This window comes from Propionispora vibrioides, from assembly GCF_900110485.1.
Taxonomy (GTDB): Bacteria; Bacillota; Negativicutes; order Propionisporales; family Propionisporaceae; genus Propionispora; species Propionispora vibrioides.
Genome location: NZ_FODY01000006.1, coordinates 148,041 through 173,820, shown reverse-complemented (window position 1 = coordinate 173,820; position 25,780 = coordinate 148,041). Strand labels below are relative to the sequence as shown.

Here is a 25,780-nt window from a genome sequence, read left to right as displayed (position 1 = left end):
GCAAGACGCTCTTTTTGCTATGCCCTTTTGTCTTCTTTGCCTATTCGTAACTCTTTTGGCTTTTCACCCTTGACTTTTTATAGTTAGTCTTTCTTCATGAAAGTAGAAGGCTTCTATTATTTTCACGGTGGAACCGGGTCTGAAGGTATACTTAATTATAGCAGAGTTGTTAGGGTGACTGAAAGAAAACTTGGAGGGGGAGTTAGTGTGAAAAGAGCATTACTGGTGATTGATGTGCAAGAGGAGTATTTCTCAGGGGCCTTGCCGGTCACTTATCCGGCCAATAGCTTTAGCAATATCCTGGCTGCCGTGGACGCAGCCAATGAGCACCGGGTACCGGTCATTCTGATCAGGCATGAAGCAACGCAGCCCGGGGCAACAGCCTTTGCCAGAAACAGCCGGGGCTGGACAATCTGGGAGGAACTGTTAGCAAAAGACCATCTACGTATTGTTGACAAAAACATGCCGGGAAGTTTTACCGGGACAGGACTGGAAGAGATTTTAAGAAACTTAGGTGTTGATACGCTCGTTATTTGCGGTTATATGACCCAGATGTGCTGCGATACTACGGCAAGGCAGGCCGTTCATTTGGGTTTTGCCGTGGAATTTCTGTCTGATGCCACCGGGACGCTGACTGTCGAAAATGGGGCCGGCAAGATCGCTGCCGGCGACTTGCACCGGGCAATTTTAATTACCCAGGCCATGCGATTTTCCCGGGTGATAACCACCGAAGAATGGATTCTCCGGCTTGCCGGCAGGGAATAAGAGGGGCGATTGGGTAGGAAATGGGAGATTACCGTGAAATTTTATAAAATTTTTAAACATATTTTACAGCCTGTTTATATACGTCCGATAAAATAACCTCATAACAACCAAGGAGGTTATTGCAGATGAATAAAGCAAAATTGTTGTACGATGTGATCACAACGCTGCGTGGCAAAGAAAACTTACGCGGCACGCTGGAAGCAAAACTGGAAAAGGGTCAGACGGTAGTTTTTTCTGTCCGGAACGATTTTGAGAAACAACTGGGCGGCGGTAAAACCAAACTGAAGATGACCACCGAAATGGAGTGTGAAGGACATCCTGGTGGAGCAAGGCATGGCTGCAGGGGGCGGTTTGAGCAGAACGAAGCCTGGGGGCGGCACCATCATTTTCATGGAGAATTTCATGAAGGGATTAAGGGAAAGCTGGACAGAATAGCTTTTATGATCAGTGTTTTCCAGGCTCTGCAAGTGGAAACTCGGGAAGGGCAAGAAACCGTTCTGTCGCTAAACACCAGGGACCTTCCGGAAGATATACGGTGCCTGGTACAGGATAAAATACGGCACCGGGGTCTGGGCCATCATCACCGGGGAGGCTTTTTGCAAGAGTTCAGCCAGGCCGGTCCGGTTGACGTGCAGATTACTGTATTGGTCAATGACAAGGCGGAAGTTAAGCAGGCGTCGATTACGGCTGAAGCTGTTCAAGAAGGGCCGGACCGGTTAACAGCGCAGGCGGAAGTGAACTTCGCCTGGTAACAGGCGATTCCTATGCAACTGAAACAGTATTACATTAAACCGGATCTATGCGCAGGCTGCCAGGCCTGTTTGGCTGTCTGCCCGGCAGGGGCTATTCAGGTAACCGAGTCGGGCATACCGCAAATCAGAACGGTTCTGTGCAATCGCTGCGGTGCCTGCAAGAGAAAGTGCAAGCACAAGGCAATCGCCTATCGTGTACGGTTACAATTTTAGATTGGGCGGAGCGGGCGGAAAGTGTTTTGCACCTCCGCCTGTTTTGCCCTATAATACACTATAGAAGGAAGCTTTAGGAAAAGAGTGAAGAATCATGATTGGACAGGGGCCGCGTGGGCATGACGGTCTACGGTGCAAAGCGGCGCGGCAAAGGCGCCGGGAGTTTCATGAACGTCTGCGCCATATGGAGCAGCACCATTTGCATCATCATCATGGAAAGTTCTTGCAGCAATACACCTATTTTCGCTATATCCGCCCGGCGGGCATTCTGTTTAGCCTCGCCGTTTTTTATATCCTGTTCAGTATAACCGGCAGTCAATGGCTTGGTCTGTTGTTTGCCGGGCTGTTGGCCGCCAGGGAAGCGGTCCATTGCTTCTTTTTCTGGAAACTGGAAAAGAACGTGATCAAACCGATGATTAAGTTAAAGCAGGGGCTGGACGAAGTGGCTCAGGGCAATTATACGGTCAAAGTCCGCAATGATTTATCCGGTGATTTGGGCAGTGTCATCGACGCTTTTAACGATATGACAGAAAAGCTGTATGCCAGTGAAATCCTCCAGGCCGAATATGAAGAAAACCGCAAGATGCTGATTGCCAATATATCCCATGATTTAAAGACGCCGATAACGGCCATACAGGGATATACCGAGGCTTTGCTGGAAGGGACGGCTGTAGTGGCACATACAACGGATAAGTATTTGAAAATCATTCATCAAAACAGTGTCTATGTCAATCATTTAATTGATGATCTGTTTTTGTTTGCCAAGCTGGATATGCAGAAGCTGGAGTTTCAGTTTCAGTGTGTACCGTTTAAAAATTTTATGGATGATCTGATGGAAGAATACCAATTGGATTTTACGGAACAGGCAATCTCCTTTGGCTATGATAATGTGATTACCGGGGAGGAACAGGTTAAATTGGATGGAAAACGCTTCCACCAGGCGATTAACAATATTCTCAGTAATGCGGTTCAGCATAACGCAAACCGGCAATTAGCTATCCGGGTCAGAGTATACCGGCAGGCCGAGGGCGTCGGTATCGATATAAGCGATAATGGTCCGGGCATTGCGCCCGACAAGGTGCCTTTTATTTTCGACCGTTTTTACCGTGTTCACACAGAGCGCCCCAAGGAAATGACCGGCAGTGGCCTGGGCCTTGCTATTGCCAGGGAATTGATCGAGGCTCACGGGGGCCACATTAGGGTGGTCAGCACCCTGGGCAAGGGAACCTGCTTTACGATTGAACTGCCGGTTTGGCCGGATAGTGAGGGGGAAACACTGTGCAGCGTGTGCTGATTATCGAAGATGATCCGGATATTGCCGAGCTTGAGCGGGATTATTTGCAGCTTAACGGCTATAAGGCGGAGATTGTTCATGACGGGTTGCAGGGGCTGAAAAAGGCGACTTCCGCTATCTATGACGCGATCGTTGTCGATGTCATGCTGCCAGGCAAGGACGGGTTCGAGATTGTTAAAGAAATCAGAAAAAGACAGGAAATTCCCGTCATTGTGGTATCGGCCAAGAGCGAAGAAATCGATAAAATCCGGGGGCTTACGGTGGGAGCTGATGATTATTTGACCAAACCGTTCAGCCCATCGGAACTGGTGGCCCGAATCAAGGCGCATCTCAAGCGGTATCAGCGGCTAAAAGGCTTAGCCCCCGCTCAGGAGGTCTTGCAATACCGGGAGCTGGAAATCAACACGGCCGCTCATACCGTCTGCATTAGCGGTAAGGAAGTGCAGTTGACGGCCAGGGAATATGAGTTGTTATATTTTTTAGCTTCTAACCCGAATATTGTCTTTAGTAAGGAGCAATTATTTACTGCTATCTGGGGCGATGAGAATTTTGGCGAAGTGGCTACCGTCGCCGTTCATATCCAGAAGCTGCGCAAGAAAATCGAGAAAGACCCGGCAAATCCCGAGTTTATTGAAACTCTCTGGGGAACCGGCTACCGGTTTAATTCTAAAACATAAGGTGAAATATATATTTTTGCTGTCAATAAAAAGCATCGGCCGAAGCCGGTGTTTTTTTGTTGCAAAAAAATAATAACTACTGCTCTTGGGTAGTTATTGCTCCGGGAAGACTTTAAATTTAAGATAGTAGATAGGGGAGTGATGAAGTGAATGATATTACGTTAAAGCTGGAGCAACTGGGGTTTTCCTCTTATGAGGCTAAAGCCTATTATGCACTGATTCGCAAACATCCGGCCAACGGTTATGAGATTGGCAAGATCGGGAAAATACCGTCCGCTAAAATTTATGAGACGTTGCACAGATTGGTTGTGAAGGGGGCGATTGTCGAAAGCGGTACAGACAGCGGCCAATATTATCCGGTGCCGCCGGAGACGCTCCTGGCCAAAATACAGGAGCAGTTTACCACAATGATACAGCAGTTGGAATCCAGTCTAAAACAGACAGAGCCTGTGCCGGATATGGAAGTTAATCTAAATTTTTCCGGTTATGATCATTTCCTTGCCAGGGCGGCTAAGGTGATTCAGCAGGCAAATTCCTCTTTGCTGCTGTCCCTTTGGCCTGAGGAGGAATTCTTATTGAACGATTGGCTGGCTAGTGCCGATAAACGAGGTGTACGGGTTATTGCCGGCGTATTCGGCAAACCGCTGGCTGAAGCCGGTTACTATGTTAATCTGGAAAGCTGCGGCGTATCTTCCCATGACAGGCTGGCGAAACGGTTAAATGTGGTTATTGGCGATGATAAAGAAGTGGTTATTTGTGAAGTGGACAGCAATGGGCAGACCGAAGGTGTATGGACTACGACCGGGAGTATTGTACTAATTGCCAAAGAGTATATAAAACACGATATGTGGGGGCACGCCCTGATTGGTGCGTTGGGCGAAAGCCGGTTCAGGCAGTTATGTGCCGATAGTCCGGTACTATCCTATTTAATAAACAAACGTTAAGAGGGGGAAGCGGCATGGCCGATATTATGATTACCGCTAAAGAAGTAAAAGGACATTGTGCGGCTGGACTTAAGGCCGGTGACAAAGTGGTGCTGCGGGGAGCGACCATTTCACTGCAGGAAAGCGATGCGGTTTGTAGCTTTGCGTTTGCCAATCTTTATCCTGCGGTGTTTGCTGCCAGGCTGGGAAAAGATCTTAAAGAGCTGGGTCTGACGACGCGAACAGTGCAATGCATTGATCCGGGACCTCCCTACAGTGAAGGCGGCACTGTGCTGTTTGAGGTAAAAATCATCTAATGGACAACAATACGCAAAAGGGTGTGCCGTATCTGACCCATCTGGAGCTTTTGCTGGTTGTGGCAATTTGGGCCGGAACCTTTATTTCAACCAAGTATGTGCTGACTGAGATTTCTCCCGCCCTGTCCGCCCTGTACCGGTATGGTATTGCCTCGCTGATCCTGCTGGTGATTGATTATAACAATCCTGAGACCATCAGGCGTTCGGACTATGGCCGGATAACTTTCTTGGGAGCCACCGGTGTAACTTTGTATTACTTGCTGCAGCACTACGGCATCAACTATACCAATGCCACAGATGCTTCTATTCTAATTAGTCTTTCGCCGGTCTTTATTGCGTGTATTTCCTGGACTTTATTAAAAGAAAGGGTCAAACCTGCTACGATTCTGGGTCTGGTGCTTGCGCTGGCTGGTTGTATACTGGTAATCACCAATGGCGATGTTGCGATAAAGAATAATCAGGGGCGCTGGTGGGGAGATCTGTTAATTTTACTGACTGCCGTTTCCTGGGCCCTCTACAGTGTGTTTGGGAAAAAAATACTGGCCGCCTATACCATCCGTACCATTGTAAAATACACCACCTGGGTGGGGACGGTTTTGCTCATCCCCTTTTCCCTGCCTGAACTGGCCAGAGTGGAACATTTTTCACTCAGTTGGATCGGCTGGCTTAACCTTTTTTATCTTGGCGGGCTGGCTTCGGTATACGGGTATTTAGCTTGGTACCGGGCACTTGCTAAATTACCGTCGGTAACGGTAGGAAGCTACCTGTATTTTCGACCCTTTTTGACCGGGCTTATGGCGGCAGTCGTGTTACACGAACGTATCAGCGGTTATATCATTGCCGGTGGATTTCTAATTATTGCCGGGACATATTTATCCGTTAAAAAGTAGCCCTGCCGTTTTGGCAGGGCTTGTTGTTATTTCTCGGTTGGGTTAGCCGGGCCGGTCAAGTGGTATTGGTAAAAGACCAAATCCAGCCATTTGCCAAATTTGTAGCCAGCTTTTTGAATGGTTCCCGCGTTGGTAAAGCCCGCCTTCTCATGCAGCACCAGACTGGCTTTGTTGCTGCCGTCGATCCCGGCCACCAGGGTGGCATAGCCTTTTGTCTCGGCATATTGAATCAATTCCTGTAACAGCAGGGTTCCCAGGCGTTTGCCACGATGATCCTTGTGGACATAGATGGAGTGTTCAATCGTGTATTTGTAGGCTGGCCAGGCCCGGAACGGACCAAAGGTGGCGAAGCCGATCACCAGCTGATCTTCTTCAATCACCCAGATGGGAATATGGGCGTTTTTTTTTGTTTCATACCAGGCTGTCCGGTCTTCCAGAGTGTGTGGTGTGTAATCGTACACCGCCGTGGTATTGAGAATGGCATCATTATAAATAGCCAAAATGGCGGGCAAATCGGCCGCCGTCGCATAGCGGATCATGGAAAATACCTCCGTAATCTGTTGTGAAATCGATAAGAGAAATATGATCGTTTACTTCGACAGGTAACTAAATCCCTCCTGCTTAAGAACAGGAGGGATTTGGTTTATGAAAAAAAGAAAATGACGGTATGCCGGAAAAATAGTTATAATAAACGTATGTTATAAAGAAATGGGGCTATGTGATTATGAAAGCAGTTATTTTTGATATGGACGGCGTTATTATTGACAGCGAGCCGGTCCATGCCAGTGTCACGATGGAAACATTAAGACAGCATGGTGTGAAACTTTCCAACGGGACGAATACATTGACCCGGTTTGCCGGGATGACGATTCCTGTCATTTTTTCCGCCTTAAAGGAGGAGCATCAGATTAAGGCATCAGTAGAAGAACTGGTAGCCTGTCATGAGGCAGGGCTTGTAAAATATGTAAAAGAAACTGCAGAAGATCCGATTCAGGGAATTCTGCCATTGCTGAAAGGATTAAAGGAAAAAAATGTCCCCGTAGCCATTGCTTCATCTTCCAGCAAAAAGATGATTGAATTGGTAGTGAATAAACTGAAGCTTACCGATTATTTTCAACACCTGGTAAGCGGGGAAGAGGTTTCGAGAAGCAAGCCTTACCCGGATGTTTATTTGGCCACAGCCAGCCGCCTGGGCATTTCGCCGGAACGCTGCCTGGTTATTGAGGACTCTAAGAACGGAACTATAGCGGCCAAAGAGGCAGGTATGTTTTGCATTGGTTTTCGCAATCCCCATACCAATGGCGGCAAACAGGACTTGAGCCGGGCCGATATGGTAGTCGATCATATCACCGAAATAGAGCTGGATGGCTGGTTGGGGTAAAACGTGGTGAAGGCGGTGAGAAAACGTATGGAAGTAGAAGAGTATATTGTCCGGCGGGTGTCGGACTGTTATTGGCGAGACGACGTTAACTGTGCGACGACTACCTTACGGGTGCTGTCTGAACTATATGGAATATCCCTGGAGAAGCAAGTGCTCTATTCGGCTGTTGGTTTGCACGGCGCCGGCGGTTTTGCCGCACAATGCGGTTTGGTGGAGGGTGGCTTGCTGTTTATTGGTATTTTAGGGGCAGAACGCAATTTGACACCGGAAACGATTGTTTCCTGCTGCTATCATTTTGCCCGTACTTTTGAGGTGCGGTTTGGCAGTCTCCTATGCAGTCAGTTGCGCCCGGAAGGATTTAAAGCGGATAATCCCCCCCATTTATGTGAGGCACTGACTGTCCAGGCTATCAGCTTTGCCGCTTTGTATGTAAAGAACAGTCCGGAATTTGCCGGCCTGGAAAAGTACCTGCAGCACATAGATTAGTCGTGGTTCGAGGCTATGCGGCAGTGGCGCATTAGGCCGGGTTTGTTTTGCGCATACTAGTAAGTAAGAGCGTTGTAGATCAGGAGGGACTGCTGTATGGAAAAGATAATAAATTCTGTGGGATGGAATTTTGATAATAGTTATGCCCGGCTGCCTGGTGTTTTTTTTACGGCTCAGCAACCTGAACCGGCACCTTCGCCTGTGTTGGTTTGCTGCAATGAGGCGTTGGCGGCAGACTTGGGACTCTCTGGGGAAAATTTGAAAAGTGAGGCAGGTGTGACTGTGCTGGCAGGCAACCGGCTTCCTGATGGAGCGGCGCCACTGGCTCAAGCCTACGCCGGACACCAGTTTGGCCATTTTACTATGCTGGGAGACGGGCGGGCCATACTGCTTGGCGAACAGTTGACACCGCTGGGAGAACGGTATGACCTGCAATTAAAGGGGGCCGGACGAACGCCCTACTCGCGGCGGGGAGACGGACGGGCCGCGCTGGGACCGATGTTGCGGGAATACATCATCAGTGAAGCCATGCACGGGCTTGGTATTGCGACTACCCGCAGTCTGGCCGTGGTAACCACTGGACAGGCGATTAGGCGCGAAACAGAACTGCCCGGCGCTGTCTTGACCCGGGTGGCGGCCAGCCATTTGCGGGTGGGGACCTTTGAATATGCTGCCCGCTGGGGCAGTGCCGAGGAATTGCGCCTGCTGACCGACTACGCGATTAACCGGCATTTTCCCGAACTGACCGGAGCAGACGGACGGTATCTATTGCTGCTGCGCGGCGTGATCGGACGGCAGGCCGGGTTAATTGCGGCCTGGCAGTTGGTCGGCTTTATCCATGGGGTGATGAATACCGATAATATGACGATCAGTGGGGAAACGATTGATTATGGTCCCTGCGCGTTTATGGATAACTATGATTCGGCGACAGTATTTAGTTCCATTGATCATTACGGCCGGTATGCTTATGGAAATCAACCGCAGATTGCTGCCTGGAACCTGGCGCGTTTTGCCGAGACCCTGCTGCCGCTCTTGGACGCCGAGGAAAATACGGCGATAGAGCTCGCTCAGGCGGCTATTGCCGAATTCCCGGAATTGTACCACCGTCATTGGCTGGCCGGTATGCGGGCAAAACTGGGCCTATATAATGAGGAAGCGCAGGACGAGACGCTGGTGGAGAGCTTGCTTGCTTTGCTGCATAAGCAGCAGGCTGATTATACCAATACCTTTCTGGACTTGACTTTTGATACTCGCCAGGATGCCAAATTATGGGCTGATCCTGAATTTACCCGCTGGCATGAAGCCTGGCGGGCGAGACTGGCCCGCCAGCAGGAAACTCCGGAGGCGGTACGACAGCAGATGAAATGCCATAACCCGGCGCTAATCCCCAGGAATCACCAGGTTGAGGCAGCTTTGGACAGCGCGGTCCGGCTGGGAGACTATCAGGTTATGGAAAGACTGCTGCGGGCCTTGGCAAGACCTTACGAACATCGCCCGGAACAGGCCTGCTATGCAGAGCTGCCACAGCCTTCCGCCCAGCCATATCGGACTTTTTGCGGCACTTGAAAAGTTGGCTGTAAAGCGGTAATCAAAACATAATTTTAAAAAATAACTAAACATAAAGTTTATGTCGAATTTCAAACAGGATTTTTCCGGTACACATAGAATAGTAGCAAAGTCATAGGGAAAAGACACAGTCTATTTAGAAAATGCATGAATGTGATGTTCTTGGCATGGCAGGAGGAGATAGTATTTGCCTGATAATATGGTGCAACTTGTAAATGTAGTAAAAGAGTTTGAAGATAATGTAGCAGTGAATGATCTTTCCATTGATATTAGGCGTGGCGAGTTTTTAACTTTGCTCGGCCCTAGCGGTTGCGGAAAGACGACGGCGCTGCGAATGATTGCCGGCTTTGAACAACCCACCCGGGGAGAGATTTATCTCGACGGCGAGAACGTGGTAGGGAGGCCTCCCTACAAGCGGGTGGTTAACACGGTATTCCAAAATTATGCTTTGTTCCCTCATATGAACGTAGCGGAAAATATTGCTTTCGGTCTTAAAATGAAAAAGATGGCTAAAGCGGAAATCAATGAACAGGTTACCAGAATGCTTAGTCTGGTGCAACTGGAAGCCTATGGAGAACGGCGTCCCAACCAATTGAGCGGCGGGCAGCGACAGCGCGTGGCTATTGCCAGAGCTCTTGCAACTAATCCGAAAGTCTTGCTATTGGACGAGCCGCTGGGGGCATTGGATTTAAAATTGCGCAAGCAGATGCAGTTGGAATTGAAGCATTTGCAGCAAAGATTAGGCATTACCTTTATTTTTGTGACCCATGATCAGGAAGAAGCGCTGATTATGTCCGACCGGATTGGGGTCATGCACCGGGGTAGATTAGACCAGCTTGGTACACCCAGTGAAATATATGATAAGCCCCGTACTATTTTTGTGGCTGATTTTATAGGAGAGACCAATCTTTTCAGTACGGTTGTTACGAAATGGGACGGCAATACGGCTTATGTCGATGTGGAGGGGTGTGGTGTTCCGGTTGATGGAACCGGGTTGCGGGCCGGTGAAGCCGTTACTTTGTCGGTGCGTCCGGAGCGAATCAGGTTGAGCAGTAAGCCTGAACCGGGATTTTTTTATTTGCAGGCCCGTCTTAAAGAACGGATTTTTGTGGGAACCGCCTTGAAAACAGTGTTGGTTTTACCGACGGGAACGGAAGTGGTGGTAAGTGAACAGGCACTGGCACCGGTTATTTCGGAGCAGGATGAGTATTACGTTACCTGGAATATGGAAGCAGCGGTGGTGATAAAAACTGAATAAGAAACTGCCGTTTATAACTCTTTCGCCCTTTGTCACTTGGATGAGCGTTTTTTTGGCGGTACCGTTACTGCTGGTGCTGCTGGTCAGTTTTTGTAAACGCAGTCCTTATGGCGATATATTGTATCAGTTTACACTGGATAATTACGGCCGCATGCTGGATCCCCTGTATCTAAAGGTACTGTGGAGTTCCCTTAGCATTTCACTGGCGACTACCGTTTTATGTCTGCTTTTGGGTTACCCCTTTGCGTATTTTATTGCCCGGGCCCGGAAGCGTTACCGGATATATTTGCTGATGCTTACCATCGTTCCGTTCTGGACCAATTCACTGGTCCGGACTTACGCTTGGATTGTACTCTTAAGGACGGAAGGAATTATTAATTCTTACCTGCTGAAACTGGGGCTGATCAGTCAGCCGCTGGCCATGCTCTATAATCAGGAGTCGGTGTTGCTGGGGATGGTCTATATGCTGTTCCCTTTTATGGTGCTGCCGCTGTATGCTTCGATTGAAAAAATGGATAGGGCCTATTTAGAGGCCGCTGCCGATTTGGGGGCCAACCCGGTTCAGTCTTTCCTAAAAGTGACGGTGCCTCTGACGCTGCCGGGCATTATCGCCGGGTCGCTGCTGGTATTTGTGCCAACGCTGGGTTACTTTTTCATCCCTGACTTGATGGGCGGCAGTAAAATTATGCTGATCAGCAATTTGATTAAAAATCAGTTTTTAACCGCCCGGGACTGGCCCTTTGGCGCGGCACTGTCTATTATCCTCATTTTACTGACACTGGTGTTGATTGGCATCTACCTGCGTGTGTTAGGAAAACAGAAAAATCCGGAGGTGTTTTAATTGAAACAAAGTCGGTTTCAATGGGCAGCGACGGCCTATCTGTTTTTCGGATTTTTGTTTTTGTATGCGCCCATCTTTATGTTGATTATTTTTTCGTTCAATGACTCAAAGGTCAATGCAGTATGGACAGGTTTCACCTTTAAATGGTATTTGCAGTTATTTTCCAATAAAGGCGTGCTGGAAGCAACGGAAAACAGTCTGGCTATTGCGTTGGTCAGCACGTTGGCTTCGACTATGTTGGGAACGGTAACGGCCGTGGCGATGTACAAGTTCAAGTTCAAAGGGAAAGGTGTGTTGGACGCACTTTTATACATTCCCATTGTCATTCCGGAAATTGTGATGGGTATCGCCATGCTGGCGCTGTTTTCTATTTTGCAGGTCAATTTGGGCATGGCTACGCTGATTATCGCGCATATTACTTTTTGTCTGCCCTTTGTTATCTTAGTGGTTCGGGCGCGGATGCAGGGCTTTGATCCCTCGCTGGAGGAGGCAGCCATGGATTTGGGTGCCAACGCCTGGAAAACTTTCCTTCATGTCACGTTGCCGATTATTTTACCGGGGATTGTTGCCGGAGCGTTGCTGGCGCTGACATTATCGCTCGATGATGTCATTATCAGCTTTTTTGTTGCCGGTCCGGCCAATACGACATTGCCGCTTAAAGTATTTTCGATGGTCAGGACAGGAGTTAGTCCGGAAATTAACGCCTTATCCACACTGTTGCTGTTGGTTGTCCTTCCCTTGGCTGTTATTGCCGAGCGGATCAGGCATAAAAATAGCTAGCCATGTCATAGGATCATGGCGGTAAGGTGCCGGTGTCGAAGCATTCTTCCGTTTTGGTTGATAAATAAATTTGCGTGTTAGGAGGAAAGATATGTTGAAAAAACTGCAGGGGAGCTTATGGGTTATATTGCTGGCAGGCCTGCTAAGCGCCGTTTTACTTGTCGGCTGTGGCAAAGGCGCCGATAGTGGCAAACCGGCGGCAGAAGAAGCCAAAGAATTGAACTTGTTTATTTGGTCCGAGTACATACCGCAGTCGGTGATTGACAAGTTTGAAAAGAAGTATGGAATTAAGGTAAACTATACCACTTATTCTTCTAATGAGGAGATGCTGGCCAAGCTGGCGGCGGGCGCCTCACAATACGATTTGTCGGTTGCTACCGATTATATGGTGGAAATCCTGCGTAAGAAGGATATGGCTCAGCCGATTGATTTGGGCAATGTTCCTAACTTTAAAAACATTGGCGACGAGTTTAAAAATACGGCTGTTGATCCGGGCAACAAGTATACCGTACCCTATATGTGGGGAGCCGTACCGATTGCCGTCAATACAGAGAAAGTGAAGCATCCGATAACCTCCTATAAGGATTTATGGAGCCCCGAGTTTGAAAACTCACTGGTTGTGCTGGATGATCAACGGGCCATCATTGGTGCCGCGCTGAAAAAACTGGGTTATTCTCTCAACGAAACCGATCCGGCTAAATTGGAGCAAGCTAAGGAAGAGCTTAAAAAGCTGATGCCTAATATCAAAGCTTTTGACAGCGACAGCCCCAAGACGCTGCTAATCAATGGTGAGGCCAAAGCCGCGCTGGTATGGGGCGCCGAAGTCTCACTGGCGGTCCGGGATAATCCGAATATCAAGGTTGTGTTCCCGACGGAAGGCATGTATTTATGGCAGGACAATTTCTTTATCCCTAAAGATGCACCGCATAAAAAAGCCGCTGAATTGTTCATTAACTTTATTCTCGAACCGGACATCAGCGCCGAAATATCCAAGGCGTTCCCTTACGCCAATCCGAACCTGGAAGCGCATAAGCTAATTGATCAGGCTATTTTAAATGATCCGGCCGTTTATCCGCCGAAAGAGGAACTGGCTAAGGGCGAGCATTTGAAGGATGTTGGCGAAGCAACAGCGGTATATGACCGGATTTGGTCGGAAGTGAAGCAAAGATAAAAACTGCAGTAAAAGGAGTGCGTTCTTATGATTAGTGAAAAAATGCAAAAGGTGCTTAATAAACAGGTGCAGGCAGAAATGTATTCGGCCAATTTGTATTTGGCGATGTCGTCGTACTGTGATTTTAAAGGCTTAAAAGGCTTTGCTAACTGGCTGCGGGTGCAGTATCAGGAGGAAACAGCCCACGCTCTGCTGTTATTGGATTATGTGAAAGAACGTGGCGGTAAGGTAGAAGTCCTGCAGATTGAAGCTCCGGCAGTCGAGTTTGGCACGATGACGGAAGTGTTTAAGACGGTTTTAAAGCATGAGCAGCATGTTACCGGATTAATTAACGGTCTCTATGAAGTGGCCATTCAGGAGAAAGACTTTGCGGCTCAAATTTTCTTGCAATGGTTTGTCAATGAGCAGGTAGAAGAGGAAGCCAATGCCACTGATATTCTTGGCAAACTGGAGGTAATCGGTGATAGCGGTGTAAATGTGCTCTATCTGGATAAAGAATTAAGCACCAGAGTATTTGTACCGCCTTCCATCAGTAACGCTAATTAACGGGCAAAAATAAGACCGGGGAGCAGCCAGCTCCCTGGTCTTATTTTTATGCATAAAAATTTTTATTGCCGGGCAAAACAGGAAAAATGCAGGCGCGCCAAAGTTCTGCCGCAGGGACAAGGCGATCGGTCCAAACAGGCAAAATCAGCGGTGCGATAGCGGAGCAGCGGCATACCTTCCCGGGTCAGCGTTGTAATGACCAGTTCACCGGTTTGGCCGTCCGGCACAGGTTGGCCGGTGTAAGGGTCGATAATCTCAGCATAGAAGTGATCTTCCTGTAGATGCAACCCGTTTTGCTCCGGACACTCAGCGGCCATCCCCATAGACAGGATATCGGTATGGCCATATAGCGTGTAAATGGGTGTGCTGTACGCTTGCCGGAGTTTATGGCGCAGAGGGTTGTCCAACTGACGGGCGTCACACAACAGACTTAGCAGGGGAAGCTCGCTGGCAGAAAACCCAAGCGTGGTCAGAGTTTCCGCCAAGTGAAGAAAGGTCTCCGGACTGGCAAATAGGGCTGTAACACCGAAATTAAGGATGATTTTGAGCAGTTCTTTGACGTTCAGCCCATGCTGTTCAATGACGGTGGCGCCAATTCCTTCCGCTGCCGTTTGCAAAGCGGGAGCATAGGGCATCACTTCTTTAGCGGCGATCATCATAAAAACAGAACCGCTGGAAACCTGGCCGGCAACCAGACTGCGGGCTAAGAGTTCCAGGTGATTGGTGATATCCTGCTGAGTCAGGCCGACTGCTTTGTTGCCCACTCCCTGCTGGAAGCGGGCAATGGCGCTGACCGGAACGGTGAGTAAACCATAGGGATAATTAGCCGCCAAATCGGCGGTAGTGAGAAAAGGAAGTTTGGCTATCGTTTCAACGGTTTGCAGCATAGCAGGTTCTAGCTGGCTGGCGGACAGCCGTTGGTGGTAAAAGCCGGTCTTACGGTAAGCCCGTTCGACAATGGCCCGCAGCCTTTCCGTCTGTAAGTCTGTTTTTTTCTGTAAAGGCAGGGCCTCTATGGCTGGGTTTAAAATCATGTAGTGAGCCTCCAAGGTGAATAGAATACGATTCTATGAGTACCATAGCTTTTGACCATGCTGTTGTCAAGTATTATTACGGCAATAAGGGAATAACTGCCAATTTTTGTGGCAGTTATTCCCTTATTTTATTACAAAATATCAGAAAAAGTTTTAAAAAATTTAATTGCTAAACAGAAACTAAATAATTTTTTGCGAAAATAAGATGAATTTTAGATTTTTTATCAATGTCAATATAAGGGAGGACAAACCATGAGTACGGTGACAACAGCTATCAACTCCAGCGGTACGGCCGCCTCGTCGACTACGACTACAACCAGCTCCAGCAGCAATACGCTTGATTACAGTGACTTTATTACTTTGTTGACAACTGAATTGAAGTATCAGGACCCCACTGAGTCAGTGGACAGCTCGGAGTACATATCGCAAATGGCCCAGCTTAGTACCTTGTCGCAGTTAAATACCATCGGCAATTCGATCAACAATGTGCAAGCCCTGAATATGATCGGTAAAACGGCTACCTATGAATATACCGATTCTTCCGGTAATACATCCACCATCAGTGGTACCGTTGATTCGGTGATCAATTCCAGCGGGTCTACCTATCTTAGCATCGATGGTAATACTGTTTCCCTTGATGATGTGGTGAAGGTGCAAGATACTTCCAGTAGTTCCAGTTAATAAATACACTCAGCCGGACTCTGCTGAGAGAGGCTGACGCTATTTCTGAATGACAGACGAAATAGTACTACATATATTGGGGAGGTAATTTTTACTATGATGCGCGCACTGTACTCCGCTGTGTCGGGGATCAAAGCACAACAAACAAGTCTTGATGTCATTTCCAACAATATTGCCAATGTGGATACCACCGGTTATAAATCGCAGCGGGTAAGTTTTAGTGATCTTTTGAGCCAGACCTTAAGTTCGGCTTCCGGTTCGAACGGTACCTCGGGCGGCACCAATCCGGTACAGGTTGGCCTGGGTACATCAGTAGCCAGTACGGATACCATTATGACGGTAGGCAGCAGCCAGTCGACCGGAGTGGCGACCGACCTGTCGATCAGCGGTAACGGCTTTTTTATTGTCACCGGCGGTTCACAGAGTCAATATCAGTTTACCCGGGAAGGCGATTTGACTTATGACGCTGACGGCAATTTGACTATCAACGGCTACAAGGTATGCGGCTGGGAGTCGTACACAACCGATTCGGACGGCAATAAAGTGTATAATACCAACGGAGCAGTGGAGCCGATCAACCTGTATTCCGATTCGTACAGCGGCAATAAAAAGTTGATGGCGGCTAAAGCGACTACTAAGGAAACTCTGTCGGGTAACTTGAAAACTACTGCGACAGCGAAGGGAACGGCATTAAATAATATAGGAACTATTTCTCAAACGGCGACAACGAAAACTAATTCTACCGGTGTAAGCGTTTCATCAGCATCGGGTTTAACCCAAAACAGCACATATACGGTAACCTTGACTGACGGTACCACCAGCGGTCATTTCGATATTACGGTAACCGACGCCAGTGGTGCCACAGTCGCTACACTGACTGATGAAGACTTAAGTGACGGAGCCACCTTGACCGGCTCGAATGGAGAGTCCATTGTGCTGGCGTCCAACAGCAGTGCAACGGCAGGTACATTGACCTTTACTGCTGCTAATAGCAAAGACCAGACGACGACTATGACCGTTTATGATGCTCAGGGGAATTCGTATGATGTGAGTGTGAACTTTACTAAGAGCTATTATGATTCGTCCACCGGGCAAACCAGTTGGTACTGGGAAACCTCGTCCAGCGACAGCAATGTATCCTCAGTAACAGGCAGCGGCTATTTACTGTTTGATTCAAGCGGTAATTTGGTGACTACTGATAGTTCCTATCCTTCTACTGCGTCTGTTACCGTATCGCCCAGCGGCAGTTCACCTGTTACCCTGTCGCTTGATTTTTCCAATGTGGCATCCATGGTACTAAGCAGCGGTGATTCCAGTGTCACTTCCAGCCAGGATGGTTATGCAGCCGGGACATTATCCAGTTTAAGCATTAGCTCGGACGGAACAATAACCGGAACTTACAGCAATGGACAAACCCAGTCACTGGCCCAAATTGCGCTGGCTAATTTTACCAATCCGCAAGGCCTGGAAAAAGTCGGCGATAATCTGTATGTTACCACCGTCAACTCCGGCGCTTTTACCGGTGGTGTGGTAGCCGGCAGCAATGGGACAGGATCGCTGAGCAGCGGTACGCTGGAAATGTCTAACGTTGATCTGGCGGAACAGTTCAGTAATATGATGATCAGTCAACGGGCTTATCAGGCCAACAGCAAGGTCATTACTGCTGCCGACCAATGCCTGCAATCGTTAATCAATATGGTCAGCTAAGCGACAGGAATAAGGAGTTGACAAGATGAGCTCGACTTTTAGTTCTTATAAAATAGCCTATTCAGGCATGTATGCCAGTCAGGCCGGCCTGGGTACCACCAGTAATAATTTGGCCAATGTAAATACTACCGGCAGTTCGCGGACCCGGGTGTCGGCAACAGATAAGGTCACTGTACAGTCCAGCAGTTCGACGGGGACAGGTGCGGATGTAGGTTCCATCGCCCGGGTGAGGGACCAGCTTCTGGATCAGACGTACCGGACTCAAAACACGCAGGCCAGCTATTGGTCGGTGAAAAACGGTGATTTGGAATATATGCAGGAACTGATGAGTGAATTTGGCTCGACAGATGCTTCGTCTGAGTCGTCATCGACCGGTTTGCAGCAAACCATTCAGGACTTTTTCAATGATTGGTCGGAACTATCGAAAGATCCCACCAGTCAAAGCAACCGGGAAGCGCTGATTGAGGCGGCCAATTCGCTGGTGAGCAATTTTACCGAGCTTGACCAGCAGCTGCAGCAGTTGCAGCAGGATGCCTGCAATAGCGTTAAAGACGGAGTGGATAGTCTTAATGATCTGGCTTCACAGGTCGCAGCCTTGAATGATCAAATTAGTCAGGCTGAGGCAGGCAGTAATGGGGAAGCTACTTATCTGCAAGACCAGCGGGACGCGCTGCTGGATCAAATGTCCAGTCTGGCTAATATTAGCGTTACAACCAGAGCGGACGGTACGGTACAGGTCAATATTGGCGGGACGGCTTTAGTAGATGGCGGCAAAACACGGACTTTGACGGTGACCGGTGACGGCTCAGTCGATAGTCCGCTAAAAGTACAATGGGCTGATACGGGAGATGCTGCGGAGATAAGCGGCGGCAGCATCAAAGCTTATCTGGAAGATGCCGATCAGACAGGCTATGGTGATATAGATACGTCTACATTGCCTTACAGTTATAGTACGGATAGCACTAGCTCAATTACTACGCTGCGGCAGGGCTTGAACAATCTTTTGACGACAATTGCCACGAAGGTCAACTCGCTGCTTAGCAGCGGAACAGATCTTGACGGCAATAGCGGCAGCAGTATCGGCGGATTTTTTACCACCGTTGATTCCGGTAAGGCATTGAGTATCACTAATATTCAGGTTAATCCGGCTATCGTCAGTGATGCAGATAAAATTGCTATTTCCGCTACGGGGGAAGAAGGGGATGGAACAATTGCCACTGCTATTTCTAAGCTGACCAGTGGTGATTATTTTTCCTGTGATGGCCTGGCGATGAACAGCACGGAATTTTACGCTGCGTTAACCTCGTGGATCGGTACTGCCGGCAGTAATGCCAGCAGTAATTATAATACGCAATCCGCGTTAGTGACACAGATTGATACCCAGCGTCAGACGGTGTCGGGTATTTCGCTTGATGATGAAATGTCGAATATGATTATTTATCAAAACGCCTATAACGCCAGCGCCAAAGTATTAAGCACGATTGATGAACTGGTGGCCGGCTTGATCAGCGATTTGGGCGGCACCTTATCGTAGAAAGGAGGAGGTTCTTACATGGCTTCTACATTTATGGGTCTTAGCATTGCGGGGCGGGGCCTGTCCGCCAGTCAGGTGGGCCTGTCGGTTACTACGAACAATATCAGCAATGTGAATACAACCGGCTATTCGCGGCAGGTGGTCAATCAGATTGCCGTCGGACCGGCGGCTGTCTACAGCAGCAATTATGTCGGATCGGGGACGGATGTCACCTCGGTGGACCGGGTACGCAGCTTTCGTCTGGATCAAAAATACTGGCAGGAAAACAGCTCACTTAACGAGTGGTCGACGAAGGACAGTACGATTGAGGAATTGCAAAATGTACTGGGGACGTCTATTGATTCTACGGATGAAGGCTTCGGTGCCACTTTAAATGCGTTTTATTCTGCGTTGAGTGATGTATCTTCCGATGCCAGCAGTTCCTCCGCAAGGGCTGAACTACAGGAAAGCGGCGAAGCTCTCTGCAGCTATTTGAATGATGCGGCCAATCAGCTTACACAGCTCAGATCGGATGTTAACAGCGATATCAATACCTCTGTTAATCAAATCAATACGTATGCGCAGCAAATTGCGGATCTCAATCAGCGGATTACCATTGCGGCCAATTCCGGTGCTTCTACTAATGAGCTGGAAGATCAGCGGGATACTTTGATTGACAGCTTGTCTGCGTTAACCAGTGTACAGGTGACACAGGTACAGGTAGGATCCGGCGACAGCTCGTCAGCTTCTTATTCGTATACGGTTACTGTTGGCGGTGAAACATTGGTCAATGGATCAAATGCCCGGCAGTTAGAGACATATGTTATTAATGATGGCAGTACACAGGATGGCATGTATGGTATCCGCTGGTCCGATACGGGGACTTCTTTTGAAACAGGCAGCAGCGGCTCGTTAAAGGCTGAGCTGGATTTACGCGATGGTACAGGTGAGGATGGGGGGTATAAGGGGATCGTCTACTATCAAAATCAGTTGGATGATTTTGCCCGTACCTTTGCGGAAGCTTTTAACGAAGGAATCTATAAAGACGGCAGCACCTCATCTTACGGTAGCGGACATGCATCCGGCTATGGCCTTGACGGTTCGACGGGAATCCGTTTTTTTTCTTATGACGATAAATCATCTACTGATTTAATGGCCAGTGGCACGGATACGGCGGCTGTCTACAAGAATATTACGGCAGCTAATATTTCATTGTCTTCCGATATTGAGAACGATGTAAACAAGATCGCCGCAGCTTCGGCCAGTGACGAAGAGAGCAATAATGAAAATATCCAGGCTTTGATCAGCATCTGCAACGACTCGGCTATGTTTGCCAATGGGACGCCGGTGGATGCCTATAATTCGATTATTACGGCCTTGGGAACCGCCGGGTCCTATGCTTCGCAGCAAAATACCATTAAGACGGATATTGTGGACTATGTGGATAAGAGCCGGTCTTCAGTCTCCGGCGTATCAACGAATGAAGAAACCGCCAATATTACCAAGTACCAGCAGGCATACGCGGCTTCGGCCAAGAGTGTGTCTACCTGGAGCGATATTTATGAGACGACCATAAATATGGTGAATTCATAGTGGCTTGAAATCATATGAACAGGGGGGGTTGTTATGCGAATAACAAATAATATGATTGTCGCCAACACAATTAAAAATCTTAACAATAGTGCGTCCCGTGTCAATGAAGCGCAGGAACGGGTCTCTACGGAAAAGAAAATTTCTCTGCCATCTGATGATCCAATCATTGCCACCCGGGCAATTAAATACCGGAGCTATGTGGACACAATTGAACAGTACCAGAAAAATACCGATGACGTAACTTCCTGGCAGTCGACAACCGATGGGGCGCTGAGTGACTTGAGCGATATCATGGGCCAGGTTAGGACGCTGGTGGTGAAGGCTTCCAGTGATACGCTGTCCGATACTGACAAGTCGGCGATTAAAGAACAAATCAGTGAATTGCAGCAAAATGCTATTGATGTCATGAACACCAGCTACGGCGGACGGTATATTTTCGGTGGCTATAGTACGGGAGAGGCTCCTTACGCGTTGGAGTCTACCGGCCTAACCGACAGCAACGGTGATAGTATCAGCACGGTAACCTTTAAAGGGAAATATCTGAGTCTGGGCGGCGTAGTAGATTCCAGTGTGAGCGACAGCGATATTGAAAATTTTTGCAATACCAATGCCAGTGATATCTATTCCACCGCGTCCGCACAGTCGATAAAAGTTAATGTCGGCTTTGATACCGACGTCACGGTCAATGTGGAAGGGCAGAATGTGGTTGGCGAAGGAGTAGGCAGCAATCTGTTTGATACGTTCAGTAAGATTTTGCTGGCTTTGGATGGCGGTACCAGTTATAAAACGGCTACTGTTGATACGAGTACAAGCCCGGCCACAACGACCGTCACGGAAAATACGATTAGTAACGTCAGTGATTTTTTGACTGACATTGACAACGACCTGAACCGGATTTCTACCGCTCAGTCGGCATTGGGGGCCAGTATGAAAAATGTCAGTATGATTTCCGACCGGCTGGATAATGCCTATACTACCTATACTACACTGATGAGTAATAATGAAGATGTGGATATTGCCAAAGCCACCATTGAGTCGTCCAGTGCGGAAGCGGTGTATGAAGCATCCCTGGCCGTTGGTGCTAAGGCGATCAGCAAGACTTTGGTTGATTATCTGGCTTAAGGGACTACTGATTCATTTGCACTGCGCGTCCTGACGGATCTTTTTCCGCCTGGCTGCGTCAGCAAAACCTTGAAATAGCCTAACTATTCCTTCGGTTTTACTTCCTTGCCAGGCAAAAAATTCTCGTCATGCCGACAGGTTCATTAAATCAGTGGTTCCTTAATGTTGTTTGAATTTTTTATAAAGGAGGGAGCGCCATGTCCAGTTCAAGCAGCAGTAGCAGTGTGAATATGAGCACAGTCAATGGGACGACCCGGGTAACCGGGCTGTCATCGGGGATTGATGTGGATACCATTGTAACGCAATTGACAACAGCGGAAAAAGCAAAGAAGCTGTACAAGTTGCAGAAGAAAGAGCAATTGGCTGAATGGAAGCAGGAGGATTACCGGACAATTACCTCCGACATTCAGGATTTTACTGATAAATATTTTAATGTTACTTCATCAACCAGCTTGTTGAGTACGAAAAACTTTAACCAATATACGGTTACCAGCAGCAGTAGTGCCGTGACTGCCAGTTATACCAGTTCGGCCAGTGCCGGCACTCATACGGTAACAGTCAGCCAACTGGCCACCAAGGCCACTATGCAGAGCAGCGCCAGTCCTTCCAAGGATGTGCAGGGGAGTACAGCCGTTGATTATTCGGCTTTAAGTGGTAAGGGCATTTCCCTCACCGTAGACGGAACCTCCTATACGGTGGATTTGGATGATGTAACCGATCTGGATTCGCTGCAGGATGCCGTAGATAATGCGGTGGGGGAAGGTAAGATCACGGTTAGTGAGGATAGTTCCAATATATTGAGCTTTACTGCTGCTGACAGCGGGGTTCAGCAAATCAAAATCAGCGCACCCAGTTCCGGTACCAGTGGCTTGTCTTCCCTGGGTTTCGGCAGTGGTGCCGTTCTGTCCAACCGTTTGACGACAACAAGTACTCTGGGGGATATTGCTGATCAGTTAAATTCGACGCTGACCTTTAATTCTGATGACGAAATCGAATTAACCATTAACGGTACATCCTTTTCTTTTGATAAGGATACAACCTTAAAGGAAATGATGAGTGAAATCAACTCCAGTGATTGCGGTGCCACCATTGCTTATAATGATACATCAGGCAAGCTGGTGTTAACAGCCTCGACCACTGGTGCAGGCAATAAATTGTCGGTCACCGAAGGAGACGGCAGTAATTTTATCAGCACTTTTCTAGGCAGTTCCACAGCCGGCTTAGACGCTAAAGTAACGGTTGACGGACAGTCGATGACCCGCAGTTCCAATACGATTACGGTAGATGGTGTAACCTATACCTTTAACAGTACTACTTCCAGCGGTGACAGTGCTACGGTCAGCCTGACACAGGATGTGGATGGTATTTATAATTTAATTAGTAGCTTTGTTGATGACTACAACAGCCTGATCGATACAATTAACGATAAGCTGCAGGAAGAATACGATTCGGATTATCCGCCACTGACCGATGATGACAAAGAGGATATGTCGGAAACGCAGATTAGTGCTTACGAGAAAAAAGCCAAGGTTGGTATGTTGGAAAATGACTCAACCTTGAGTAACTTTTTAAGCGAGTTGCGTTCCACCTTTTTGGATTCGACGTCAGGGCTGTCCTCGACAATTTTCGATATCGGCCTGGATACCAGCGATGATTACAGTGAAAAAGGAAAACTGACGATTGACGAGGATGCGCTGAAAGAAGCCATCCAAAATGATCCGGAGACGGTGATGAATATCTTTACGAAACAGTCGACCAGTTATTCCGGTACTACTTCCGTAAGAACACTGAGTTCCTCGGCCATGTCGACAAGGTATAAGGAGGAAGGGGTTGCCTACCGTTTTTATGATGTGATTGCCAAGTATACCTCTACTGTCAGAGATAGTTCGGGTAACAAAGGGCTTTTGTTGGAAATGGCCGGCATCAGCGGTGATTCATCCAATTCGGATAACCAGCTTTCCGATCAACTCTCTGATTATGAAGAGAAGATATCGAAAGAAAAGGACCGTTTAAGCACTTACTCAGATAAGCTGTACACAAAGTATAGTAATTTAGAAACCTATATTAATCAGATGAATGTACAATTGTCGGCTTTATCTTCCTACATGTCATCGTAGCGGGGGGCTGAATGCAGATGGATCAGGAGATCATCGGCTTACTGAAAAGAAAACTGGCAGTGCTTGATCAGATTGCCGCCAATACTGAACAGCAGGGGCGTTTTGTTAAAAAACAGCAAATGACCGGTTTGCGGCGGCTGCTTAGAGAGCGGGAAGCCTTGATTGAAGAATTGGGTGGCATTGTGGGAGCTCTACGGGGAAAATCAGTTCCGCCCGACAATTATGAGGTGCATTCCCTTCAGAAAACAATCAAGGGCCGGCAGCATGAAATCTTAGACACCTGTCATCAGGTGCTGCAGAATGCTCAGTTGGTTAAAGCAGAAATTTTTTCCCAACTGCACAGCACCCGTACTACGTATCAGCTTAATTCGCGGTATATATACCAATGGGAGCGCCCGGTGCCGCGCACACGGATTAACGCAAAGGTGTAGTTCTGGCATATGAAAAGGCGCCGGGTATGCAGTAACAAGCTGCATACCCGGTGTTTTTATCTTTGATGACGGGAGAGAACGGGGCACTATATTTATAGCGTGTATAAGTCATAGTAAGGATAGGGCAAAAGAAAAAGCAGGTAACGATCAATGATCGTCCTGCTTTTCTTTTGCCTAGCTGAAATGAGAAGCCAATTAGGATTGCAGCAATTGCAATACCATTTGCGGCTGAGAGTTGGCTTTGGCCAGCATGGCGGTTGCCGCCTGAGTCAGTGTGCTCAGCTTGGTGTAATTGGCCATTTCGGAAGCCATATCGGTATCGCGGATCAGCGAGTTGGCCGCCGACAGGTTTTCGCTGGAGGTTGACAGGTTATCCGAAGTGGAGCTTAACCGATTGACTATGGCACCCAATTTTGCCCGTTCGGCCGTAACGGTGGATACTGCTGTATCAATGGTTTTAATAGCAGTATTGGCAGCTTCCTGCGTATCAACCTGAATGTTTTGCACACCCAGTGAGGTAGCATCCATATTGCCAATATTTATTTTGAGGTCTTGACCGGTATTCGCCCCGATTAAGATGGTGGCCGTGCCATCAACGGAAGTATCTTTAGCGGCGACTGTTTGATTGAAAGAGGACAACGCATCTGTTGCAGCCGTATTTTCCGTAGTGGTGGTTGTTGTATCACCGTTAGAGTCTGTTGTGCTTGTGACGTCATTTACGGTAATATTTAAACCATAGATAGCATTGGCCGCACCTGTAGTTGCCGCAGTAACTTTGATTGTGCCGGTATTAGCATCGACGGAGAAGGTGAAATCGTTAGCAATGGTATCTCCGGTAGCGGCACCTGTTTTATCATACGTGCTGGCAGCAGTTAAGCTGGACAAAGTAGTGGTACCGGCTGCAACCGTTATCGTAGCCGTGCGATACGCTCCGTCTTTCATGTAGTTGATGGTAATGGTATCTCCCGTGTCAATACCCAACGAATTTTTAGCTGTATCGGTTAAGCTACCCAGTGTGGTAGTACCGGCAGTCACATTACCGCTGGCCGTAACAACAGAAGAGTTGGAAAGAACATTTTTGGTCGCTGTGGTCACAGCCGCACTCAAATTACCGTTCAACAGCTTTTTGGTGTTGAATTCGGTGGTATTGGCGATATTGTTAATTTCAGAGGTAAGGGCGTCCACTTCGTCCTGGATGTTCGAACGGTCACTGTCGGTGTTGGTGTCGCTGGCTGATTGTACCGCCAGTTCGCGCATCCGTTCTAAGATGCTGTTGGTTTCTTCCAGAGCACCGTCGGCCGTTTGCACCATCGACGAAGCATTTTGGGAGTTTTCATTAGCCTGATCCAGGCCGTTGATCTGATTGACCATTTTTTTGGAGATGGCCAATCCGGCGGCGTCATCCGACGAAGAGTTGATCTTGTAGCCGGAAGACAGTTTTTCCAACGCGCTGTTCATCGAGCTGGTATTACGGTTTAATTGATTCCAGGTGTTTAAAGCAGATAGGTTTGTGTTGATAATCATTCCCATGGTAAATTCCTCCTTGATTTTTAAAATTGAGCATCCTTGCCCATTTTTTGTGCCGGCATAAGGTTATTCCTTATTTTCCGGCAGGTTAACATGCTGAAGTGCTTAAAAAGCCTCCTTTCTGTTAATCTATTTATGTTTTCGCATGGAATTATTTAGTTTTTATTTAGTTTTTTAAGATTAAGATAATCTTTT

26 protein-coding genes are annotated in these 25,780 nt (G+C 48.0%); 23 read left to right on the top strand and 3 right to left on the bottom strand.

From position 1 onward, the window contains the following. The first annotated feature begins 207 nt into the window (after window positions 1–207). The 8 genes from BMW43_RS07460 (at window position 208) to BMW43_RS07425 (ending at window position 5,831) form a co-directional block, all read left to right on the top strand. A complete protein-coding gene (locus tag BMW43_RS07460; protein ID WP_091745323.1) occupies window positions 208–765 on the top strand; it encodes a cysteine hydrolase family protein in 558 nt (185 codons plus the stop codon). 125 nt (window positions 766–890) lie between these two features. Next, window positions 891–1,517: a hypothetical protein gene (locus BMW43_RS07455; protein WP_091745321.1), complete on the top strand. Its 627-nt coding sequence runs from the start codon at window positions 891–893 to the stop codon at window positions 1,515–1,517. Between the two features lie 12 nt (window positions 1,518–1,529). Beyond that, window positions 1,530–1,730 carry a 4Fe-4S dicluster domain-containing protein gene (locus BMW43_RS07450; RefSeq protein WP_091745319.1) on the top strand — a complete coding sequence of 67 codons (201 nt, stop codon included), beginning with the start codon at window positions 1,530–1,532 and terminating at the stop codon, window positions 1,728–1,730. Between the two features lie 94 nt (window positions 1,731–1,824). After that, window positions 1,825–3,024: a HAMP domain-containing sensor histidine kinase gene (locus BMW43_RS07445; protein ID WP_245732262.1), complete on the top strand. Its 1,200-nt coding sequence runs from the start codon at window positions 1,825–1,827 to the stop codon at window positions 3,022–3,024. Next, on the top strand, window positions 3,009–3,701 hold the full coding sequence (locus tag BMW43_RS07440) for a response regulator transcription factor (RefSeq protein ID WP_091745318.1): 693 nt from the start codon (window positions 3,009–3,011) through the stop codon (window positions 3,699–3,701). The genes BMW43_RS07445 and BMW43_RS07440 overlap by 16 nt, the downstream gene beginning before the upstream one ends. A gap of 146 nt (window positions 3,702–3,847) precedes the next feature. Continuing rightward, window positions 3,848–4,645, top strand: a complete 798-nt coding sequence (locus BMW43_RS07435) for a TrmB family transcriptional regulator (protein WP_091745316.1) — start codon at window positions 3,848–3,850, stop codon at window positions 4,643–4,645. A 14-nt stretch (window positions 4,646–4,659) separates the two neighbouring features. Beyond that, entirely contained in the window at window positions 4,660–4,941 is a 282-nt protein-coding gene (locus BMW43_RS07430; RefSeq protein WP_091745315.1) for a TIGR04076 family protein, read from the top strand. Beyond that, entirely contained in the window at window positions 4,941–5,831 is an 891-nt protein-coding gene (locus tag BMW43_RS07425; RefSeq protein ID WP_091745313.1) for a DMT family transporter, read from the top strand. The genes BMW43_RS07430 and BMW43_RS07425 overlap by 1 nt, the downstream gene beginning before the upstream one ends. Before the next feature lie 26 nt (window positions 5,832–5,857). Here the strand turns inward: BMW43_RS07425 and BMW43_RS07420 are convergent, their stop codons facing one another. Further along, window positions 5,858–6,370 carry a GNAT family N-acetyltransferase gene (locus tag BMW43_RS07420; RefSeq protein ID WP_091745311.1) on the bottom strand — a complete coding sequence of 171 codons (513 nt, stop codon included), beginning with the start codon at window positions 6,368–6,370 and terminating at the stop codon, window positions 5,858–5,860. Window positions 6,371–6,555: 185 nt separating this feature from the next. Here BMW43_RS07420 and BMW43_RS07415 point away from each other — a divergent pair, with 185 nt between their 5' ends. The 8 genes from BMW43_RS07415 (at window position 6,556) to BMW43_RS07380 (ending at window position 13,860) form a co-directional block, all read left to right on the top strand. Further along, window positions 6,556–7,212 (top strand): HAD family hydrolase, encoded by a 657-nt coding sequence (locus BMW43_RS07415; RefSeq protein WP_091745309.1) that lies wholly within the window; start codon window positions 6,556–6,558, stop codon window positions 7,210–7,212. Window positions 7,213–7,239: 27 nt separating this feature from the next. Next, window positions 7,240–7,698, top strand: coding sequence for a C-GCAxxG-C-C family protein (locus tag BMW43_RS07410; protein ID WP_091745307.1), 459 nt, complete (start codon window positions 7,240–7,242; stop codon window positions 7,696–7,698). A 96-nt stretch (window positions 7,699–7,794) separates the two neighbouring features. Then, window positions 7,795–9,264, top strand: a complete 1,470-nt coding sequence (locus tag BMW43_RS07405; protein ID WP_091745305.1) for a protein adenylyltransferase SelO — start codon at window positions 7,795–7,797, stop codon at window positions 9,262–9,264. 187 nt (window positions 9,265–9,451) lie between these two features. Next, window positions 9,452–10,522, top strand: coding sequence for an ABC transporter ATP-binding protein (locus BMW43_RS07400; RefSeq protein ID WP_281246118.1), 1,071 nt, complete (start codon window positions 9,452–9,454; stop codon window positions 10,520–10,522). A gap of 52 nt (window positions 10,523–10,574) precedes the next feature. Then, the gene (locus BMW43_RS07395; protein ID WP_245732261.1) at window positions 10,575–11,363 is read left to right on the top strand and encodes an ABC transporter permease; all 789 of its coding nucleotides are present in this window, start codon (window positions 10,575–10,577) and stop codon (window positions 11,361–11,363) included. Then, window positions 11,364–12,143, top strand: coding sequence for an ABC transporter permease (locus BMW43_RS07390; protein WP_245732260.1), 780 nt, complete (start codon window positions 11,364–11,366; stop codon window positions 12,141–12,143). 91 nt (window positions 12,144–12,234) lie between these two features. Continuing rightward, entirely contained in the window at window positions 12,235–13,314 is a 1,080-nt protein-coding gene (locus BMW43_RS07385; protein ID WP_091745301.1) for an ABC transporter substrate-binding protein, read from the top strand. Between the two features lie 27 nt (window positions 13,315–13,341). Continuing rightward, window positions 13,342–13,860, top strand: a complete 519-nt coding sequence (locus BMW43_RS07380) for a ferritin (RefSeq protein ID WP_091745299.1) — start codon at window positions 13,342–13,344, stop codon at window positions 13,858–13,860. A gap of 62 nt (window positions 13,861–13,922) precedes the next feature. Here the strand turns inward: BMW43_RS07380 and BMW43_RS07375 are convergent, their stop codons facing one another. Further along, the gene (locus tag BMW43_RS07375) at window positions 13,923–14,894 is read right to left on the bottom strand and encodes a phenylacetate--CoA ligase family protein (RefSeq protein ID WP_091745297.1); all 972 of its coding nucleotides are present in this window, start codon (window positions 14,892–14,894) and stop codon (window positions 13,923–13,925) included. Window positions 14,895–15,146: 252 nt separating this feature from the next. On the opposite strand from BMW43_RS07375, the gene BMW43_RS07370 reads away from it, so the two are divergent. From BMW43_RS07370 to BMW43_RS07340, 7 genes are all read left to right on the top strand, one after another. After that, the gene (locus BMW43_RS07370; RefSeq protein ID WP_091745295.1) at window positions 15,147–15,575 is read left to right on the top strand and encodes a flagellar hook capping FlgD N-terminal domain-containing protein; all 429 of its coding nucleotides are present in this window, start codon (window positions 15,147–15,149) and stop codon (window positions 15,573–15,575) included. A 96-nt stretch (window positions 15,576–15,671) separates the two neighbouring features. Further along, window positions 15,672–17,282, top strand: coding sequence for a flagellar hook protein FlgE (locus tag BMW43_RS07365; RefSeq protein WP_091745293.1), 1,611 nt, complete (start codon window positions 15,672–15,674; stop codon window positions 17,280–17,282). Between the two features lie 25 nt (window positions 17,283–17,307). Continuing rightward, window positions 17,308–18,816: a flagellar hook-associated protein FlgK gene (gene flgK, locus BMW43_RS07360; protein WP_091745291.1), complete on the top strand. Its 1,509-nt coding sequence runs from the start codon at window positions 17,308–17,310 to the stop codon at window positions 18,814–18,816. A gap of 18 nt (window positions 18,817–18,834) precedes the next feature. Then, entirely contained in the window at window positions 18,835–20,388 is a 1,554-nt protein-coding gene (gene flgK, locus BMW43_RS07355) for a flagellar hook-associated protein FlgK (RefSeq protein ID WP_091745289.1), read from the top strand. A 33-nt stretch (window positions 20,389–20,421) separates the two neighbouring features. Next, a complete protein-coding gene (gene flgL / locus BMW43_RS07350; RefSeq protein WP_091745287.1) occupies window positions 20,422–21,510 on the top strand; it encodes a flagellar hook-associated protein FlgL in 1,089 nt (362 codons plus the stop codon). A 197-nt stretch (window positions 21,511–21,707) separates the two neighbouring features. Continuing rightward, window positions 21,708–23,627, top strand: a complete 1,920-nt coding sequence (gene fliD, locus BMW43_RS07345; RefSeq protein ID WP_091745285.1) for a flagellar filament capping protein FliD — start codon at window positions 21,708–21,710, stop codon at window positions 23,625–23,627. 17 nt (window positions 23,628–23,644) lie between these two features. Beyond that, window positions 23,645–24,058, top strand: coding sequence for a hypothetical protein (locus BMW43_RS07340; protein ID WP_143050583.1), 414 nt, complete (start codon window positions 23,645–23,647; stop codon window positions 24,056–24,058). 195 nt (window positions 24,059–24,253) lie between these two features. Here the strand turns inward: BMW43_RS07340 and BMW43_RS07335 are convergent, their stop codons facing one another. Further along, window positions 24,254–25,588, bottom strand: a complete 1,335-nt coding sequence (locus tag BMW43_RS07335; protein WP_218140625.1) for a flagellin N-terminal helical domain-containing protein — start codon at window positions 25,586–25,588, stop codon at window positions 24,254–24,256. Window positions 25,589–25,780: the final 192 nt, after the last annotated feature.